Genomic DNA, 19682 nt, shown 5'->3' with positions numbered 1-19682 from the left:
GTTTATGTTTACGAAAACAATATGAGATTGGCTATGAGCGAATTTATTCATCTAACAAGTAAAAACCACAGTTTGATCATCAAATCGGGCCGTACTCCAGAGGTTCTTCACTGGGGCGCAAAGATCGCCAGTATTGATGAAGATCTTTTGTTATCAACCGAGAGACCGATCTCTCAAGCACGCCTTGATGTCGATGTACCGCTTTCTCTTTGTCCTGAATTGGGTAGCGGTCATTTTAATGCGCCGGGAATAGAAGGGCATCGTGATGGTTTTGATTGGGCACCCGTTTTTAATACCGTCCGCGTGGAAGCTCAGGTTCAGCAAGCCACTTTTGTTCTAGAAGACACCGTGTCTAAGCTTGAATTGACGGTTGAAATTAAACTGGATTACGAATCGGATGTGGTTCAAAAGCGCATCACAGTAACCAACAAAGGGGGCAGTAAATACTATTTAAATAAGCTGTCATCAACGTTGCCGCTGCCAAACCACGCCAATGAATTGATGACGTTCCATGGTCGTTGGTGTCATGAGTTCCAAACGCAACGTCAGCGTTTTGAGCATGGTGGCTTCATGCAAGAGAACCGTCGCGGCCGTACTTCACATGAAAACTTCCCTGGCATGTTTGCAGGAACGCAAGGTTTCTCAGAACAGAATGGTTTGGTGTGGGGCTTCCATTTAGGTTGGAGTGGTAACCACCAAATGCGTGCTGATGTTCGCAGTGATGGCCGCCGCTTTGTACAAGCGGGAGAGTTATTGTTAGCGGGTGAATCGATTCTAGAACCAGAGGCTACTTACCAGACACCTTGGCTCTATGGCTGTTACAGCAACTCTGGTTTGAACGGTATTGCTCAACGTTTTCAGCAGTTTGTTCGTGACAACATTATTCAATTCCCTACCGATAAACCTCGCCCTGTGCACTTAAATACTTGGGAGGGCATCTACTTCGACCATAAACCGGAATACATCATGCAGATGGCAACCGAAGCCGGCGCAATGGGTGTTGAACGATTCATTATTGATGATGGTTGGTTTATTGGTCGTGATGGCGAACGAACGGCCTTAGGCGATTGGTATCTCGATGAAGTGAAATACCCAAATGGCTTAGAACCTGTGATTGAACACGTTAACCAACAGGGGATGGAGTTCGGGTTGTGGGTTGAACCTGAGATGGTCAGCCAAGACTCAAACCTATACCGTAACCATCCTGATTGGGTCCTAGGTTTGCAAGGTTATCATCAACCGTCTGGTCGTTGGCAGTATGTTTTAGACTTGCAGAATGAAGCGTGCTTTGACTACTTGTTCTCTCGCCTTGATACGCTTCTGACTACGTACAATATCGGCTACTTAAAGTGGGACATGAATCGTGAATTAGTTCAGCCGGGCCACCAAGGTAAGGCGGCGGTGCATGGTCAAACTGAAGCCTTGTATCGTCTCGTTGATCAACTGAATCAAGCACACCCTAAGGTCGAGATTGAATCTTGCTCATCAGGCGGTGGTCGCATTGATTTTGAAATCCTTAAAAGAACACATCGATTCTGGGCATCCGATTGTAACGATGCATTGGAACGACAAGCCATTCAAAAAGGCATGAGCTACTTCTTCCCACCAGAAGTTATGGGTGCGCACATTGGCCCTGCTGAGTGCCATTCAACCAATCGTCGTCACAGTATCAATATGCGTGGTGTCACCGCTTTGATGGGGCACATGGGCGTTGAACTTGACCCGGTTAAAGAGTCGCAACAAGAGAAGCAAGCTTTCTCTCACTACATCTCTCTGCATAAGCAGTTCCGCCATATTTTGCACTCAGGTCGTAGTTTCCGCATGGATCCCGCGGACAAAAACCAGAACATCTATGGGGTGCAGAATGATGATGAAATGCTGATCACCGTGTGTCAGTTGGCCATGCCTGAATACGCTCTGCCATCACCACTTCGTATTAGCTGCGTGGAAGACAGTGCGCTGTATCAAGTGAAGTTAGTGGAGATGCCACAAACCAGTTTCCAACTCATGAAACAACGCCCTCAATGGTTAGATAAAACTCTGACTTTAAGCGGCGATAACCTCAAAGAGATTGGATTGACCTTACCTATTCTCGACCCAGAGTCTGCCTTGATTGTGCATCTAAAAAAGATGTGAATCTCTGACTCTGAGTACCCCTACAAATAAAAATCTAAATATAAAAATTATAATCGGCAGCGAGGTATTGCTGCCGCAATAACTCAACTTAAGGAAAACAAAATGTCTATTACCGTTCTGTTGTCATTTTTGTTATTTACTGGGTTTGTAGTCGCGTTTACCTACAACAAAGTGAAAAATGACAAAAACACCTCACAAGATGGTTTCTTTCTTGGCGGAAGAAGCTTAACCGGTGGCTTAATTGCCAGCTCACTTATCTTAACGAACTTGAGTGCCACCAGTTTCGTGGGCATGAGCGCACAATCTTACACCCACAACATGAGTGTCATGGGTTGGGAAGTGGCTTCTGGTGTCACCTTGGTGATTATTGCTTTAATGTTAGTTCCTCGTTATTTGAAACAAGGTATCACCACCATTCCTGATTTCTTAGAGAGCCGCTACGACATGTCGGTGAAGAAGTTTGTGACGTTACTTTTCTTGTGCCAATACGTGATCAACATTTTGCCTACCACACTTTACGCGGGCGCTGTTGTTTTGGGTGAAATCTTCGATGTTCAGGCCCTGCTAAATATTTCAGAGTTTAGTTCAATTGCACTGATTTCGGCGACGATTGGTCTACTTGGCTTCTTTTACGCGATTTATGGTGGCCTAAAGGCGGTTGTAATTGCAGATACCATTAATGGTGTAGGCTTGATTGTCGGCGGCATGATGATCCCTGTATTTGGTTTAATGGTGTTGGGCGAGGGGAGTTTCGGTGCTGGCTTAGATATTCTGCTTTATGCCGCGCCAGAGAAGCTCCAATCGGTGGGTACAGAAACCGATCCACTGCCGTTCTCAACATTGTTCACAGGTCTGCTTTTGGTGAACTTGTATTACTGGGGTACTGACCAATCTATCATTCAACGCGCATTGGGTGCTAAGAACCTGAAAGAAGGTCAGAAAGGTGTAATCCTTGCCGGTGCGATTAAGGTCATCTCTCCGCTGTTTTTGATCATTCCGGGTATCATTGCTTTCCATATGTTTGGCGCTGATGCGGGTAATCCAGACACCATGTACACCCGTTTAGTTAATGAAGTTTTGCCTAAGCCGCTAGTGGGCTTCTTCGTTGCGGTGATGTTTGGTGCGATTTTGAGTACCTTTAATGGTGTGTTGAACAGCTCAACGACTCTGTTTGCATTGAACGTGTATAAGCCGCTATTCGGACAAGGTAAAACCGATGAAGAGCTAGTGGGTAAAGGGCGTATTTTTGGTGTCGTGATTGCGATTATCTCGGTATGTATCGCACCATTCATCATGTACGCACCAGAAGGTTTGTTCCAATATCTACAAATGGTGGCAGGTTTCTTCAGTGTGCCAATCTTCACTATCGTGTTTGTCGGCTATATCTCTAAACGTGTACCAGCTGTAGCGGCGAAAGTGGCGTTGGTGGTGTTTGTAAGTTCTTACGCTGCAATGCAGTTGGTGTTCAAAACTCCGATTCACTTCCTACATCAATTAGCGATTCTGTTCGTGGTATGTACCGCGTTGATGTTCATCATTGGTTACTTTATGCCGCGTGAGTCTGAGTACGTGATGCCAGTCAATGAGAATATTGATGTGACACCTTGGGAGTTCCGTTTCGAGGCTTCGGCTATTATTCTTTACATGGTGCTTGGTGCTTACGTTATGTTCTCGGATGTGGGTTTTGTATCGGACGATCCAACCATCATGCAAGTTTATGGCGTGTGTGGCATTGTTATGTTGCTCGGTATTTTTGGACGACTAGCAAAGCGAAAGAAAGCACTTGCGACCGCGTAGATGAGTTCGGGTAATTAAAAACGAAAACGCCGCTCTTTGGAAATAGGAGCGGCGTTTTTCGATCTTGTGAAGATAAATGGAAGGCTAAAAAGTCTAAAAAGAGAATCGAGTCCATTTCTTAGCTCGCCAGCGATAGGCCATGATGATTCCACGGAACCACTCGTCCATCGCGATTGCCATCCAAGCACCCAATACGCCATAACCCCAATGCACGCCAAGCAAATAGCTCATGGCAACCCCAATGCCCCACATGCTGAGAATGCCCATTTTGATCGGGAATTTAATGTCGCCAGCAGCCTTTAGACAAGAGATAAAGATAAGGTTAAATACTCGTCCAGCTTCAAGAATGATGGAACCTGCAATCAGTGCCGCCGTTAGCGCAATGATCTCTGGATCTTGCGTGAACAGATCGAGAATTTCGAAACGGAACACATACACCATGCAGGTGATCGCGGTTGACGCGATAAAGCCAACCACAAAGTAACGTTGCACGCGCTTGGTAATCTCGTCGATCCAACCCTTACCAATGTAATAGCCTGTTTGGATTTGGCTGCCTTGACCAATTGCCAGTGCAAACGCAAAAGAGAGGCGAGCGATGTTTTGTGCGTAAGTAAACGCAGCCAGTGAAGACGTACCCATCTGCACTACAAAGAAGGTAATGCTGATCTGAGCCATGTTATAAGAGAGCACTTCTCCAGCGTTCATCGAGCCGATCTTCATGATTTTTTGATAGATGGCTTTCGGCACAGATTTAAACTGCTTCACTGGTAGATAAATCCCTTTGCTTCTGACCACACCAATCAAGATCAACATTCCGATTACTTGGCTAATGACGGTCGCGGTCGCAACCCCTTGCACGCCGTATACAGGCAAACCAAAAGGTTGATATAAGGCACAGTAGTTACCGAATACGTTGATGACACCTGCAATCATATTGATCACCATCGGTGACTTTGAATAGCCATGACTGCGCAAAATAGTGGTGAGAACCACACCTATGGTTACATTGAAGGTGAGAGCACCACTGATGAACAGGTATTCTTGCGCGTACTGTTCGACTTGAGGTTCGAGTTGATAAAGTGGGATAAAATATTCAGCAACAAGAACGGCAATCACACTCAGTAGCACACCGGCAATAATGGCCAGAATGATACTTGCTACACCCACGTGAGCGCTCTCTTGAGTGCGGGAAGCACCATTGTATTGCGCGATTAGAATACCCGTACCACTGCTGACCATGGTCGAGACAATGATCAGGAAAAAGGATATCTGAGAAATAACACCAACGGCAGACACGGCTTTGTCCGAGTATCCCGATAACATGAATACATCACTGGTGTTGAGTGCGGTTCTTAAAAGAACTTCGATAAAAATTGGCCAGGTGAGCGCAACGATTCCCATACGTTTGTTTAGGGTGGAATCAGCATTAGGCATTTAGGTTTTCTCAAAAAAGGGGTAGGCGACGCTATAGTTTAGCTATTATTTAGTAAACGACTATCAAATTAATGTCCGGAAGGCTAATAAGGATAAATAAAATTCGAATAAGTCTTCAGAATTCAATATTTCAGTGAGGGTGATGAAATTTTTGAATGGGATTTCATAGCAAGAGCACTCTTTGCTTTTTGTGAGTAAAAGCTTGCCTGTGTTAGCTGAGTACAACGAACAGAGTAAAAGGATCATGGTAGGCCAAATGGTCTAAGTGCTTGTTTTTCGCTTACGTTACTTCAGATATAAAAAAGGCACTCAGCGAGAAACTGAGTGCCAAAGTCTGAAATTTATGAGGTTAGATTTTCATTGAATTTCAGAAGACAGGTATAGGTTTTTACTTACTCTGCGTCAGTAAAGAAATCGTTGTATAACATGTATAGGTGGGCAGCACTCCAAGAGAAGTTTGGAGCACCTTGTTGTTCACCGTTTAGCGGGTTGTAGTTCTCACGGATAGGACCGTCTTGTACCAAGCCATCGGCGTGGTCGAAGAATGCGCCTGCCATTTCAATCGCATCGTCACGGTAGCCGTAGCTGTCCATACCTTTTAGGCCGAAGTAGAACTGGTCTACCCATACACGTCCACGCCAGTAAATATCTGGGCCAAATGCTGGGCTAGAAAGCGCTGCTGTGCCCAGTGGAACGTAGGTGTTGAACTCTGAGGTATCTTTCATCACAGAGACCACGGCATCAGCGTGAGCTTGTGTTGCTGCACCGTTGAACAGTGGTGACCAACCCTCAGGGCCTTTACCACGCTCGACAATCGGTTTGCCTGCGCAGCCATTGGCTAAAGGCTTGTCTTCAATACGAATGTCATAGAAGAAGTGAGTGCCTTCGTCGAACATACAGGTGTTGATGTAGTTCGATAGGTGCTCTGCTTTTTCACGGAACTCTTTCGCTTCTGCGTCTTTACCTAGAATGTCAGCCATTTCTGCTAGGTACTTGTTATCGCTGTACATGTAGCTTGCTTGGTCAACGGACTCTTGCAGCAATGAATAGCCAAGCAAAGTGCCGTCTTCAGCGCGGTTTTGAGCGAACTCAACATCCCAATCGCTGCGCTTACCACCGTTTGCAACGTATGCGTCTAGCTGGTCTTTATCAATGAAGCCAAATGCGGCTGCATCGTCACGGCCTGATTCCCAAGATGCAGCCGTTTGTGCGGGGCTCTCGATGTAATCGTAGTTGCCTTCTGCTACCACTTTATCCAGTGCTGCTTGTCCTACGACTGTTTCGTGCTTATCGCCACGAACCACGGTGAAGTACATTTCACCTTCAGGTGTGTTGTGTGCTTTGTCGCGTGCTGCGCCGTATTCTGGAACACCGTTGCCGTTGTTATCACGGTTGCGTAGCCACCAGTCGTGGTAAGCCACTAGCTTTGGATACATCTCTTCTAGCCAAGCTTCATCGCTGGTGGTCTTGTAGACTTCCATCACGGCCCATGCAGCTAGGCTTGGTTTGGTATTACGTTCGTTCCAGTTACCGCCGTCGCCGCCACGTTCTGGGCTTAGGTTGTAAGCCAATAGATCTGGCACGTAACCTTCATCCCAAGGGCGAACAGGATCGTCAGCTTGAATTTGGTAGGCAAACATCGCGCGGATGTTATCTTTCGCTACATCTGGGTTGAAGTGAGCCATTGCGTAGGCTTGCTTCCATGTGTCCCAAGGCCAAGTTTGGTTGCCCGAGAACCAACGCGCCGTCACGGATGGTGTCACAGAGTCAAACTCCATCGCACCTGCAGCGCCACGCCAGTTACCGTTTAGGGTTTCCATCGCTTTAACCGCAACACGCTCTTGCTCTGGTGTCGCGTTCGGGTTGGTTAAACCCATCTCAAGATAGCCTTCCCAACGTTCTGCTGATGCGGCTAAGAAGTCGGTAGGGTTTGCCATGATCTTTTTGATTTCAGGCTGTTCCGCTTGCGCTTCTTCTGCCGTTAGAACATGCGAGTATGTGGTGTAGATAGTCGTCGATGCTTCAATGTTTGCCGCTGAAGTAAACGCTAAACCATCAACCGTGGTTTTCGTTGGAATCGACTTGTGAACTTGGTATTCAGACTCACCAGAAGTCAGTAGATCCCATGTCGAACGAACCTTACCGAAGGTCACCTTTAGGCCATCGTCGGTTGCGACGATTTGACGGTCATACTCAGGGTAAGTTTCAGCGATTGTTTTGTCGGTTTGCGAAACGCCTTCTTTGGCGTGGGTCTTTTCTAGTAGTTCACCATCCCACACTAATTCAACCGGGGAATCAGTGGTGATTTTAGTTTCTAGTAGAGAGGTACGGTTTGAAGCAAAACGCATCGTCATTTCTACAGTCACATCGTCAGATTTTAGTGTCTGAACCAATGCGCCCGGTAGGCTGTAAGCTTCCATAGTGAAAGCCACTTTTTTGCCATCTTTGAACACGCTTAGGCGGTCGAAGTTATCAGCCATGAAGTTGATGTATTCTTCGGTAAGCAGTGCTGTACCTGGGAATCCGCCCATGCCTTCTGCACTGTCTGGCAGTAGGTGACCGTGCCATGCGCCTAGGTCGAAGAATGGGTTAAAGCGTTGGTGGTCATCGAAGTCGTAATCTCGCATGTATTCTGGCGAGCCAGTACGGTCGATAACGTTCTTAAACTCGTTGGCTTGCAGTTGCTCAGTATCAGAACTTGAGCCAGAGATGGAATTTGATGCACAACCAGTAACGACAAGGGCTGCACCGATAGCGAGAGCTGCGAATGATTTATTCAGTTTCATGATCAATTCCTGTTATTACCAGTAGAAGTATTGCATTGCGAACACCTGAGCGTCGCCGATTTCAGTGTCGCTGCCTACGCCAAAGCGGCTATCAAAAGCAGTCGCAAATGCGCCGTTGCCGTATTCGTACCAAACGCCAGCATTGATGTAAGAGGTGATCTCTTTGTCGCCATTGTCACCGTCAAAGTTTGCGTAGTTGTAGGCTGCTGATAGGTAAACGCCTTGTGCGGCTTCATACCATGCACTGGTTTGAATACCTGATTCGCTACCGAAAGACTCTTGGTTGCCTTTATCTGTATCGTGCCAAACACGAGTGGCGAAGTTTTTGTACTCAGCACCCAATAGCAATAGTTCACCACCATCGTTGTTACGAACTTCACCACCACCCATTAGGGTTAAGTCGTCGGTCATATCGTATTGAAGGTAACCATTGACCATGGCGTTCTTGTCTTTCCATTGGTCTGCAAAGTTATCGTACTTGCCGAAGTGAAGTAGGGCATCGTCTTCAGAGAAGTCAGACTCTGGCGCGAAAGAAACGCTGTAGCGAAGCTTGCCTTCTAGGTTTTGAATCTTCACACCAAGGTGCACGTCTCGCGTGTTTGAGATCGCGTAGCCGTATTCAACCGTAGGGTCACCCCACCATTGAACGTCATCTAATGAAGAGTCCATACGACCAATCATGAATTCTGTTTTGTTATCTGTGCGGTAGCCAGCGTAAAAGCGGTTGAAACCACCTTCAAAACCGCCCCAGCCGTGGCCCGTTGCCCAAGCATTGCCTTCGTCATCGGCTTGTACTGTCCAGCCCTCCATATAAGCAAGACCAAACCAATTACCGTGCTCGATAGCCAAGCCAGCTTCAATGTAAGTACCGTCTGCGTAGCGGCCTTTATCATCACCTTCGAGTGCCACGTGACCACCAAGGCCAAGCTCACCATAAAAGTTAAATAGGGTTTCAGTTTCTGTCTGAGGAGGCTGAGTATCACTGTGGTTTGCTGCGGACTCTTCCGCGTGGGCAGTGGTACTTAAGGCAGCAAGAATACAGCTTGTAATAAGAGTGTTTTTAGTAAAACTACTTTTCATTTTAATCACTTCTGTGTCGGGGTTATAAATGAAGGTTCGCAAGCAGTTCTGACTTCTAATATGGGGTGCTCTTCAAGGCGTATTGGTCAGGTTACTTACGATCGCAAAACCAATATTAATGATAATTTTGATGTTTAAAATTAATTAAGCTTAAAAGTGTGATCTATTTTTAGTAAATATTTACTTTGTTTTTATTTTGACTTTCAGTTGAATTTGCAGAGGTATGGCTAGGGTTGTAAGTATTCGGGAGGTGAATTGTTTGATGGGTGGTTAGATTGTTGGTTCGAATGTTTTGATTCTTGAATGGCTTTGATTTAATCGAGATGGTTAGTGGAAATGTACCGACAAATAAAAAGGCACTCACCAAATGTGAGTGCCTGAAGTTTAAGTCAGAGTGCCCGAAGTTTAAATCAGAGTGCAGGGTAAACTAAGCGTTCGCCGGTTCAGGTTTTGCTTCTAGTTTTTTCTCTTCTGGAGATAAGCTTTTTTCATATTTTCCGTACTTCCACCACGCGTAGCCAAGGAAGATAACAATCCCGCCCACGTTGTAGAAGATGATGGTCATGATGTCAGCACCTGTTGGGAAGGTTGACGCAAAGAAGCCAACAGTGAAAATGCCGATCAGAATCGAGACCACGGTAATGCCTGTCATACGTGAGCCCATTCTGAAATCACGAGGTAAGTGATCCAACTTCAAACGTAAATTAAGGTACGCGATCATGATGAATAGCGGTGGCAACATCGATGCTGCAGCTGTCATGTTGATAATGGTACTCATCAGATCTTGAACCGTATCGGACGCCAGTGTCGGAATGAACATCAGTGGAATCACAATCAAGAACTGAATCCAAGCCGCACGCTCTGGAACGCCTTGTTTGTTTAGAGCGACCGTTTTCTCACCGAAGATACCTTTAGGGATTTCAGAGAAGAAAATCTTAACGGGTGTTGCCGTCCACATCAGCAGAGAGCCCAGCATCGCCGTGAATGAAACCACACCAACGAAACGGTTCATCAAGATTTCAGACAGGCCAAAGTGTCTTGCTAGCCCTTCAAATACCTGAACTGAGCCGCCTGTGAATTTAAGCTCTTCACGCGAAACAAACACGTTTGCTAACACAGATCCTACCGAGTAAAGCGCACCGATGAAGATACCGGCAATGATGATGACTTTAACGAAAGACTTGTGACCGCCTTTGATGTCGTTAACGTAAACCGCGACCGATTCTGCACCGCCTGCCGCCATGAAGATCCAAGTGATTACGCCAAGGAATGCCCAGTTGAAGCTTGGTGTCATGGCTTCAATGGTGATTGGGTCAGCTGGCTCGATACCGCCTACCAAAGCACCGCCAGATAGCAAGATGTAAGACATCGTTAGCAGCAGCATCAGTGATGATGTTAGTGAGGTGATAGGGCCCAGTAATTTCGCACCGTTATTCGAGATATGAGTCGCGACCGCAAACAAAATAGTACTTAGAATTGCGGTGGTCATTGGCGTGAATATGTACTCAAAACCTAAGAACGCATACGACGCGTAAGCGATGATTCTAGGGAGCAGAGAGGTGAAGAAGAACAGGTTAACAAACCAGTAGGTGTAAGCTGAAATAAACGCCCAGCGGCCGCCTAGAGAGCTTTTAACCCAAGAGTAAACACCCGCTTCAGAGTCTTTATTCAGTGACACAAACTCTGCAACGATCAAACAAAATGGCACAAAGTAAAAGATGGTTGCTAGAAAGAACATCGGAGCTGAGGAAAGGCCGATCTCGATGTTGTTATTAATGATGTTATTGAAGCTGTATACCGCCGCGAAGGTCATAGACAGTAGGGCAAATTTGCCTATCGTACTGCGTTTATTTTCGGACATGATGTTCTCCGGTGAATCACGTTGATGATCGTTATAACTTGGTCCTAGAGAGGGAAGCTCTAGGCCGCACTTTTATTGTTATGTTGGTTTGGCAAACACCCGCTTTGTTTTGTCAGGGTTGGCTCATTGTTGTTTTTATAGATTTACGATCGGACTTCTTTGGGATTTTTTTCTTTGGTATTTCAGTAAACTTATTACCAAAACAAAGAGTTAAAGATTAAGAAGTTCATTGAAGAGATTGCTTGTTTCATGAGCGACGATTTATAAGGCGTGTAGGGGCTTTTTGTCGCTTTCTTTATATGAATCAGTTTGTCTCTTCAGCAAGAAGATTAAAGATTAAGCGGCGGGAAGTTAATCGAAATTGATCAAATATGTGACCTTGAGTAAATAAATTTAGTTAATGTTTTACCTTGGTTTTTATTTGAGTTTTATTACCTATTAATTGGTGTTTTTCGTGAACTGAAACCTTGACGGAACGCCGTTTTTATTTTTGGGCTTTTTATTTTAATTATCTGATTTAAAACAAAAAAAGCGCCAATTAAGGCGCTTTTAACTAGATGTATAGATTCTGGATTACGACTGCTTAGCCGTTTCTAGCTTTGCTTCTTTACCTGCTTGCTTCTTTTCAAAGCGAGAGATCCACCACCATGCGATACCAGAGAATACCGCTGTCATGAAGACGTTGATGAAGAAGGCTTGAACAAGGTCAACACCTGTCGGGAATGCCGATGCTGTCATGCTCACAATGAAGATACCAATCAGTACCGATACTACTGCCATACCTTGAACTCGAGTACCCATGCGGAAATCACGCGGTGTGTCGTCGTGTTTCAAGCGGAATACAAAGTAGGCCACCATGATGAAGATTGGCGGTAGCATTGCGGTACCTGCTGTTAGATTGATTGCTGTATTCATCATGTCTTGTACAGATTCAGAGCCGAAGCCGTTCACCACAAGCATCACGAATACAAACGCGAACTGCCACCAAGCTGCACGTACTGGCACGCCGTGTTCGTTAAGCTCTGTTGTCTTCTCGCCGTAAACACCTTTAGGGATTTCAGAGAAGTGAATTTTTACTGGAGCTGCTGTCCACATCATCATCGAACCGAACATAGCAACGAATAGGATAATACCGACGAAGCGACCCGTTAGAGATTGTGAAATGTCGAAGTAGTTCGCCATACCTGTGAAGATTTCAACCATGCCGCCAGCGTAGGTCAGTTCATCACGAGCAACGAATACGTTTACTAGAAGAGAGCCCACTGCGTACATTGCGCCGATTGCGATACCTGCACCAATGATAACCTTGATGAAAGACTTGTGACCGCCCTTAACATCGTTTAGGTAAGCGGCTGCGGTTTCTGCACCACCGGCTGCTTGGAAGATCCAACACATGATACCTAGCGTTGCCCAGTTGATGGTCGGTGTCATTGCTTCAAGCGTGATTGGTTCTACTGGCTCATGGTTGCTGCCCAGTGCCATTAGTGCACCGATAACGTAGATTGCAAACAGAGCGAATACACCGTAGGCCACGATCTCGGCAATCTTACCTAGCCAGCTCGCGCCTTTGGTTGAGATGTGAGTTGCTGCAGCAAACAGAGCAATCGAGATAGCCGATGTGACGACTGGCGAGAAGGCGTATTCATAGCCCAACATCGCGTAAGACGCATAGGCGATTACGTTTGGTAGCAGGGATACAAACCAGAAAAGGTTTACGAACCAGTATAGGAAGGAACCTAGGTAGGCTGCTTTTGAGCCTAGTGGTTTTTTTAGCCAGTCATACATGCCTGACTCAGAATTTTTATTTGCTGATACGAATTCAGCAATGATGAACACGAACGGAATGAAGTAAATAAGGGTCGCGAGCAAAAAGATAGGGGCTGAACTCAATCCCAATTCGATGTTGTTGTTTACAATGTTGCGAACGTTAAATACCGCTGCAAATGTCATGGAGAGTAGGGCAAATTTGCCTAACTTACCGCGTACAGATTCAGACATAGTGTCCTCCAAGGAATCACGTAATTATAGTCGTTATTTCTCAATGCTTCCTTGTAGGGAAGAAGCATTGAGGCTTTGTTCAGCATGTTGGAGCCTTGAACGGCAAGGCTCGATACATACTGTGAATAGATAGCGTTATTGTTTATTTATTGAGGAAGTAACCGTCTTCAATGGTCACTTTCAGTACCACTTTTCGAACTCGGTTATCACCGTGGAAACGGTAAGCCTGATTGTTGTCAAAGATCGCCACTTGGCCTTCAGCTAGCTCACGAGTTTCACCGTTCCCCATTAGGTGTTCGCGGTCGGTTTCATCGCTATAAGCTTGGATCTGCTCTAGCTCTGATTTCGCTGCGAATTCAACCGTTTCACGGCCTTCTAGGTAGTAGTGCACGTCGAAGTAACGACGATTACCGGTGAAGTTTTCTGTGTTACGAGCCACACCGTCTTCAATCATGTAAGCCAGTGAATCACCAATTGAATACATCACGCCATCTTTGATGTTTCCGATGTTTTCAATCGCTTCTACACAGCGTTGCCATTTACGACCATCGCGGTAGACGACTTTAAATTGTTCTAAGTTCTCTAAAACGATCATCGCTTATGCCTCGTTCAGTTGTGGTTGAGCTTTTGGTGCATTCACCGTAAAAAACTCATCGCCAAAGTTGTGATTGATTAGGTGCTGCGCATCGCAATCGCCTGCTTGGAATGGAATCAGAGTTAAACCGTAGCGGAACTCGTCCATGTAAACGCGGTAAGAATCGAGCACTTCGCTGCCCCAAGAGTTAGAGCCTAAGCCCATCACTTGGTGATCTAGGTTTAACGTGATGTAACCGCTTTTCTCTAGCTCAATGGTGTGTTGTGCTTGGTGCAGGTTTTGGTTGGTGTAGAACCATGCGCTGAAGTTGATTTCTTGCTGTGGTTTTACTGCAATACCATTACCCGCGCGGCTTGAAAGCGCAGCCCAACGAACGTGTTGGCGGTTGCCGTTGTTCTGTGGGAACGGGTAGTTCTCGAACATGTCTGCAACGGTTGATTGGTACACATCAATCATGTTGGCTTGCTTGCTGTCTTGGTAGTTCTCTTCAGGGCCGCGTCCGTAATATTGGACTTGGTCGAAGTCGCCGTTGATGCCCATATCAAAACCAATCACAGGAATTACATGAGGGTACTCACCGTAACGTTCGCCGCTTAGCTCAACGTTCAATTGGCCTTCAGCATTAACTTGGTAGCGATATTCACAACGCATGCCGAAATCGAATACTGGTGGAGCAATGATGCTGGTGGTGGTGATCTCTACCTTGCCATTTACCTGTTCAACGTTAACGCATTCAAGGTCAATGCTACGGAAGTGCTCCTGCATAATTTGCAAGTGTGCAGGCTCCCAGTAACCATCGTGCTCTTGTTTATGGTTATCGATCATTGGCTTGAAGAAGTTGATTCGTGGTTCTGACTTAATCATCTCTTCGCCATTGACCAACCATGACGTCAGCTTGCCGTTCACTTTCGAGAAGTTCAGTGCGAAGTTGTGGCCTTTGATTAGGTAAGCTAAACGAGACTCTTCCACATTCAGTGCTGTCGCATTGTTGTTAGTGAAGGCTTCTAGCTGTGCTGTGTTCTCTTTCACTTGGAATTGATACACCGCGATGTCGTGGTTCGCTTCGCTGTAAGGCGTACGAGAATCCTTGCGCACGGTAAAGTTCATAAACACTTCGCGCTCATCAAGTTGTGGCAAGTTAAGTGTCAGTTCACGGCTCGAGTTTTCTGCCAGTTCTTCAATCTTGATGTGTTGCACAGCAATGGTTTCACCTTCAGCACGGATTTCCGCAGTGATGGTGTAGTCATCGATGTTTGAGAACCAAAGTTTGTTGTCTACCGTGAAGGTGCCCGTTTGTGCATCGAAATCGCGAAGCTTCACTGGGGCAATCACTTGCTTGTACTCTTTCAAGCCAGGGCCTGGCGTTTGGTCTGGGTAGATCAAACCGTCCATGCAGAAGTTGTAGTTGTTCGGGTAGTCACCGTAGTCACCGCCGTATTTGTAGAACTCTGTGCCTGCTTCATCACGCGCTAGAATGCCGTGGTCACACCATTCCCAAACGTAGTGACCTTGAATTGCATCGTGCTTGTAGAACACGTTTTGGTATTCGGTTAAGCCACCTGGGCCATTACCCATTGCGTGTGCGTATTCACAGATAATGCGTGGTTTTTCGTGTGGGAATTCACCGAAGGCATTCATCAGTTGAGCACGTGAGTACATGGTTGAAATGATGTCGACCACTTCAGCATCGCGGTCTTCTTCATAGTGAACCAAGCGGGTGTCATCAATCGCTTTTGCCGCATCGTACATAGAGCGGATATTGCAGCCGTAGCCTGATTCGTTACCTAAAGACCACATGATGATAGAAGGGTGGTTCTTTTGAGCGTGGATATGACGTTCGATACGTTCAACAAACACCGCTTCCCATGCAGCATCGTTAGTGATGCGGCTTAGGTCACCAACGTTAGCAAAGCCGTGTGTTTCAACATCGGTTTCGCCCATAACGAATAGGCCATAAATATCACACAGTTCGTAGAAGCGTGGGTCGTTCGGGTAGTGCGCCGTGCGTACTGAGTTGATGTTGTGCTGCTTCATCAACACTAAGTCTTTCTCTACGCGATCCATGCCAACCGCACGACCTTTTAGGTGGTCGTTGTCGTGACGGTTTACACCGTGCAGCATCACGTATTTGTTGTTGATGTAGAACAGACCATCGCGAACTTTAATGTCGCGGAAACCAACGCGCTGTGGAATCACTTCCAACACCTTGCCGTCACCATCTTTCAGCGTAAGCAACAGTTGGTAAAGGTATGGGTTTTCAGCATTCCATTGAACAGGGTTCACGACATCGATAGAGAATTGAGTGTTCGCATTGCCGCCAGTCTGTTGGTTAGGAACAGTTAAGTTATCTACTGAGCCTTGGGAGATAACTTGGCTGCCATCGAGCAATGCGTACTCAAGAGTTGCGTTAGTCGCTGCTGCTAGGTTTTCTAGAGCAACGTTGCACGAAAGGGTCGCGCTTTGGTAAGCGTCGTCAAAATCAGTACGAACGGTAACGTCTTGAACGTGAAGTTGTTCTTTACCAACAAGGTAAACATCACGGAAGATGCCGCCCGTCCACCACATGTCTTGGTCTTCAATGTAGGTAGAGTCGGCCCACTGCATCACACGAATAGAAAGTAGGTTGTTGCCTGCTTTTACCTGGCTAGAGATATCGAACTCAGCGGTTAGGCGGCTGCCCTTGCTGAAGCCCACGTACTCGCCGTTTACGTAAACTTCGAAGTAAGTTTCAACGCCATCAAATTTGATGATGGTTTGTTTCTCGTCCCAGCTTTCGCCAAGGAAGAAAGAGCGTTGGTATGCGCCGGTTGGGTTGTCTGATGGTACGAAAGGCACATCAATTGGGAATGGGAAACCTTCATCTGTGTATTGAAGATCGCCGTGGCCTTCCATTTGCCACATGTTTGGAACCGTGATGTTGCCCCAGTCGCTCATTTCCTGAGAATAAAACTCTTCAGGAACCAATAGCGGATTGGTGAAGTAGCTGAAATTCCATTGGCCACTCAATAGTTGGAAGTGGCTGCTCAGTTCACGCTGAAACGTTTTTGCATTTTTTTCTGATGCGTATGAGAAGAAGTATGCACGCGGTGCTATACGGTTCTCATGTAAGTTCAGGAAGTTTTCCCAGTTGTTCACGTTGCCTCTCTCTCGGTCTGAATGCAGTTTGCTGACCGACGTTCTTATGCGTAATTGGGTCGTAGTGAATACGAGTATTTTTGGACTGAGGTAATTATTAGTAAAAGTTTTACTAAATGAAATTGGTGAAAACGTTTTACTTTAACTTCATCACGTTTTTTATGGTCTTTTTACGGTGCTGTGTGATCCACTTAAAAGAATGCTATTGGCTGTTTTATGCAGCAGGTTAAAGAGGGGGATATGTGTCGATTGATGTATGTGATGGGCACAAAAAAGGCCACCTTCAACAAAGGCAGCCTTAATTTATCTATTTGATATATTTAATTATTTTGTTGTGTCACGCAGCTTAAGTTTGCTTGGTACATAGACGCGTAATGGGATGGTTCGGCCGTCGCGTACTTTCTCAATTAGCAGGTTAACGCCTTGAATTCCCATTAGTTCAGAGTGAATACGAACAGTCGATAAAGATGGGAAGGTAAATTTAGCTGTTGGGATGTCGTTTACACTGATCAGCGCAATATCTTCAGGAATGTTTAATCCGTGCTCATGAACTGCTCGTAAAACGCCAATTGCGATGGAATCTGACGCAATAAACATGGCTTTAGGGTAGTCGCCCGTCGCGAGCATCTGTTTTGCAAGCTTGTAACCTGATGAGCTAGAGAAGTCACCACGGTAGATGTCTTGCTCACTGACAACGTTCTTGAGGCCACCATATTCAGCAAAAGCGACTTCACGAATATCAGGGGTATTGACGTCGTCTTGGCCACCAATAAAGCCGATGCGCTCATAGCCTTGGTTGATAAAGAAGTTGGTGATCTCTTTGCTGATCAAAGCCAGGTCGATATCGACAGAGTCATAAGGTTCTGAGTGATCGGTAAAATCGACATAACAGATATTATCGCTCAGCTTTTTAGCTTGCTCGATAACCTCTGGTGTCATTCTACCCACCAACAAAACACCTGTGATTGGTGCTGAATTGATCTGTATTTTACTTTCATAACAGTTGGTTAGCTTAACTTCCATCTTTTCACATTGGGTTTCAATCCCGTGGCGAATCGATAGATAGTAAGGGTCGTTAACTTCCGCTTCTTGCTTGTAGTTATACAGTGCTAGGAAGTGATGGTTTTGTTTTTTACTGCTAACGGTTTTTCGTGAGCTGCTGGTTTTGTATTCCAACTTCTCTGCAATTTCAAAGATACGCCTTTTGGTCTCTTCCTTGACGCTTAATGTTGGATCTTCATTGAGAACCCTTGAAACTGTAGCCAATGATACATTCGCTTCAGTCGCGATATCTTTTAACGTTGCCATACTCACTTCCTGTTATTGGAACATTGCGCTGCTTTGAAATTGGTATTTAGTAAAAAAGCAATGCACCTCTTTATTCTACAGACCTATTGTAATCAAACTGGACGTCATTGCATTAACTTTTAGTAAAATAAATGCTCAACTCATCTGTGATGTCTCAAATCTAACTATCTATAATTATCTTATTAAAATTCAATAAATTAGAGGTTAACAGCTATACGTTCTCTCTATGTCATGATCAGTTCCAATGATGAAAGTTAGTGTAAACGTTTACACTTCGTGGTTTTGATCACAGAATTATAGTCAAAATGGCTGCTACTATTTCTGACATACGGTGCTACTGAGCTGAATGTCAGTTCGAGTTAGCCCACGAATGACGACAAAGAGAGGTTGATTGTGAAAGTACTGGTTACGGGCGGTATGGGTTACATCGGAAGTCATACATGCATTCAAATGATACAGGCAGGTATGGAGCCGATCATTGTTGATAACCTTTGCAACAGCAAAGAGCTAGTGCTGGAACGGATCGAATCGTTAACTGGCAAGCGACCAACGTTTTATCTTGGCGACATTCGTGACCAATCTTTTCTAGATGGCGTGTTTTCAGAAAACGATATCCAAGCGGTGATTCACTTTGCTGGCCTGAAAGCGGTAGGGGAGTCGGTGGCTAAGCCTTTGGAGTACTACGATAACAACGTTAATGGTTCACTAGTGTTAGCTCGAAGCATGAAGAAAGCGGGCGTGAAAAGCATCGTATTTAGTTCTTCGGCTACCGTTTACGGTGATCCAGAAGTAGTGCCGATTACTGAAACTTCACCAACTGGCGCGACAACTAACCCTTATGGTCGCAGCAAATATATGGTGGAAGAGTGCTTGAGCGATCTGTTCAACGCGGAGAACGACTGGAGCGTCACTTTACTGCGTTACTTCAATCCAGTTGGCGCACATCCATCGGGCACTATGGGTGAAGACCCACAAGGTATCCCAAATAATTTAATGCCGTTTATTGCTCAAGTAGCCGTCGGTCGCCGTGAAAAACTGGCTGTTTTTGGAAACGATTACCCAACAGTCGATGGCACAGGCGTTCGTGACTATATTCATGTAATGGATTTAGCCGACGGTCACGTCGCAGCACTAAAAGTGGTTGGCGAGAAAGCGGGCTTACACATTTACAACCTAGGTACGGGCAAAGGCTCAAGTGTACTCGAGATGGTTGAAGCCTTCGCACAAGCATCGGGCAAACCGGTTCCTTATGAACTTTGCCCACGCCGCGCAGGTGACATTGCCGAATGTTGGGCAAGCACTGAAAAAGCAGAGCGCGAGCTTGGCTGGAAGGCGACGCGTAGCGTGATGGAGATGACAGCGGATACGTGGAATTGGCAGTCGAATAACCCGAACGGCTATTCCCCTTCGTAATTGAAGCCGCAGCGTTGTTAGCTGCAACTCCAATTTCTTTGGGGAAGGCAAAGACAAGATATGAGAAAAGCGAGATTCCAGATATCTCGTGCCTCGATTCTGGAATGACGGATGAGCATAAGGCTATGAAGTGGTTGCC

At 45.8% G+C, this 19682-nt stretch carries 11 protein-coding genes; 3 read left to right on the top strand and 8 right to left on the bottom strand.

Going from position 1 to position 19682, the window contains the following annotated elements; translation table 11 throughout:
- Positions 1-33: 33 nt before the first annotated feature.
- Together AB6E52_RS00325 and AB6E52_RS00320 are read left to right on the top strand one after the other, a co-directional pair.
- Positions 34-2136 (top strand): alpha-galactosidase, encoded by a 2103-nt coding sequence (locus AB6E52_RS00325; RefSeq protein WP_102319934.1) that lies wholly within the window; start codon positions 34-36, stop codon positions 2134-2136.
- A 102-nt stretch (positions 2137-2238) separates the two neighbouring features.
- On the top strand, positions 2239-3933 hold the full coding sequence (locus tag AB6E52_RS00320) for a solute:sodium symporter family transporter (RefSeq protein WP_102319935.1): 1695 nt from the start codon (positions 2239-2241) through the stop codon (positions 3931-3933).
- A gap of 93 nt (positions 3934-4026) precedes the next feature.
- On the opposite strand, the gene AB6E52_RS00315 is transcribed toward AB6E52_RS00320, so the two are convergent.
- The 8 genes from AB6E52_RS00315 to ebgR all read right to left on the bottom strand — a co-directional run bounded on the left by AB6E52_RS00315 (position 4027) and on the right by ebgR (position 18130).
- Positions 4027-5367 (bottom strand): MATE family efflux transporter, encoded by a 1341-nt coding sequence (locus tag AB6E52_RS00315; protein ID WP_017060807.1) that lies wholly within the window; start codon positions 5365-5367, stop codon positions 4027-4029.
- 392 nt (positions 5368-5759) lie between these two features.
- Entirely contained in the window at positions 5760-8153 is a 2394-nt protein-coding gene (gene ygjK / locus AB6E52_RS00310) for an alpha-glucosidase (protein WP_102319936.1), read from the bottom strand.
- Between the two features lie 15 nt (positions 8154-8168).
- Positions 8169-9233, bottom strand: a complete 1065-nt coding sequence (gene ygjJ / locus AB6E52_RS00305; protein WP_102319937.1) for a protein YgjJ — start codon at positions 9231-9233, stop codon at positions 8169-8171.
- A gap of 427 nt (positions 9234-9660) precedes the next feature.
- On the bottom strand, positions 9661-11094 hold the full coding sequence (locus AB6E52_RS00300) for an amino acid permease (protein WP_017069519.1): 1434 nt from the start codon (positions 11092-11094) through the stop codon (positions 9661-9663).
- Between the two features lie 573 nt (positions 11095-11667).
- Positions 11668-13092, bottom strand: coding sequence for an amino acid permease (locus AB6E52_RS00295; protein WP_102319938.1), 1425 nt, complete (start codon positions 13090-13092; stop codon positions 11668-11670).
- A gap of 142 nt (positions 13093-13234) precedes the next feature.
- Complete coding sequence (locus AB6E52_RS00290) at positions 13235-13687, bottom strand: beta-galactosidase subunit beta (RefSeq protein ID WP_017066026.1); 453 nt, start codon at positions 13685-13687, stop codon at positions 13235-13237.
- Between the two features lie 3 nt (positions 13688-13690).
- Positions 13691-16822 carry a beta-galactosidase subunit alpha gene (gene ebgA / locus AB6E52_RS00285; protein WP_102319939.1) on the bottom strand — a complete coding sequence of 1044 codons (3132 nt, stop codon included), beginning with the start codon at positions 16820-16822 and terminating at the stop codon, positions 13691-13693.
- 324 nt (positions 16823-17146) lie between these two features.
- Complete coding sequence (gene ebgR / locus AB6E52_RS00280; RefSeq protein WP_017069515.1) at positions 17147-18130, bottom strand: transcriptional regulator EbgR; 984 nt, start codon at positions 18128-18130, stop codon at positions 17147-17149.
- A gap of 393 nt (positions 18131-18523) precedes the next feature.
- On the opposite strand from ebgR, the gene galE reads away from it, so the two are divergent.
- A complete protein-coding gene (galE, locus tag AB6E52_RS00275; RefSeq protein ID WP_102319940.1) occupies positions 18524-19543 on the top strand; it encodes a UDP-glucose 4-epimerase GalE in 1020 nt (339 codons plus the stop codon).
- Positions 19544-19682 lie beyond the last annotated feature (139 nt).

It is taken from the genome of Vibrio sp. 10N.247.311.13, assembly GCF_041467595.1.
GTDB classification, from domain to species: Bacteria; Pseudomonadota; Gammaproteobacteria; order Enterobacterales; family Vibrionaceae; genus Vibrio; species Vibrio crassostreae_C.
Note: the sequence above shows the minus strand (reverse complement) of the source record. Positions and strands in the feature narration are given on the sequence as shown.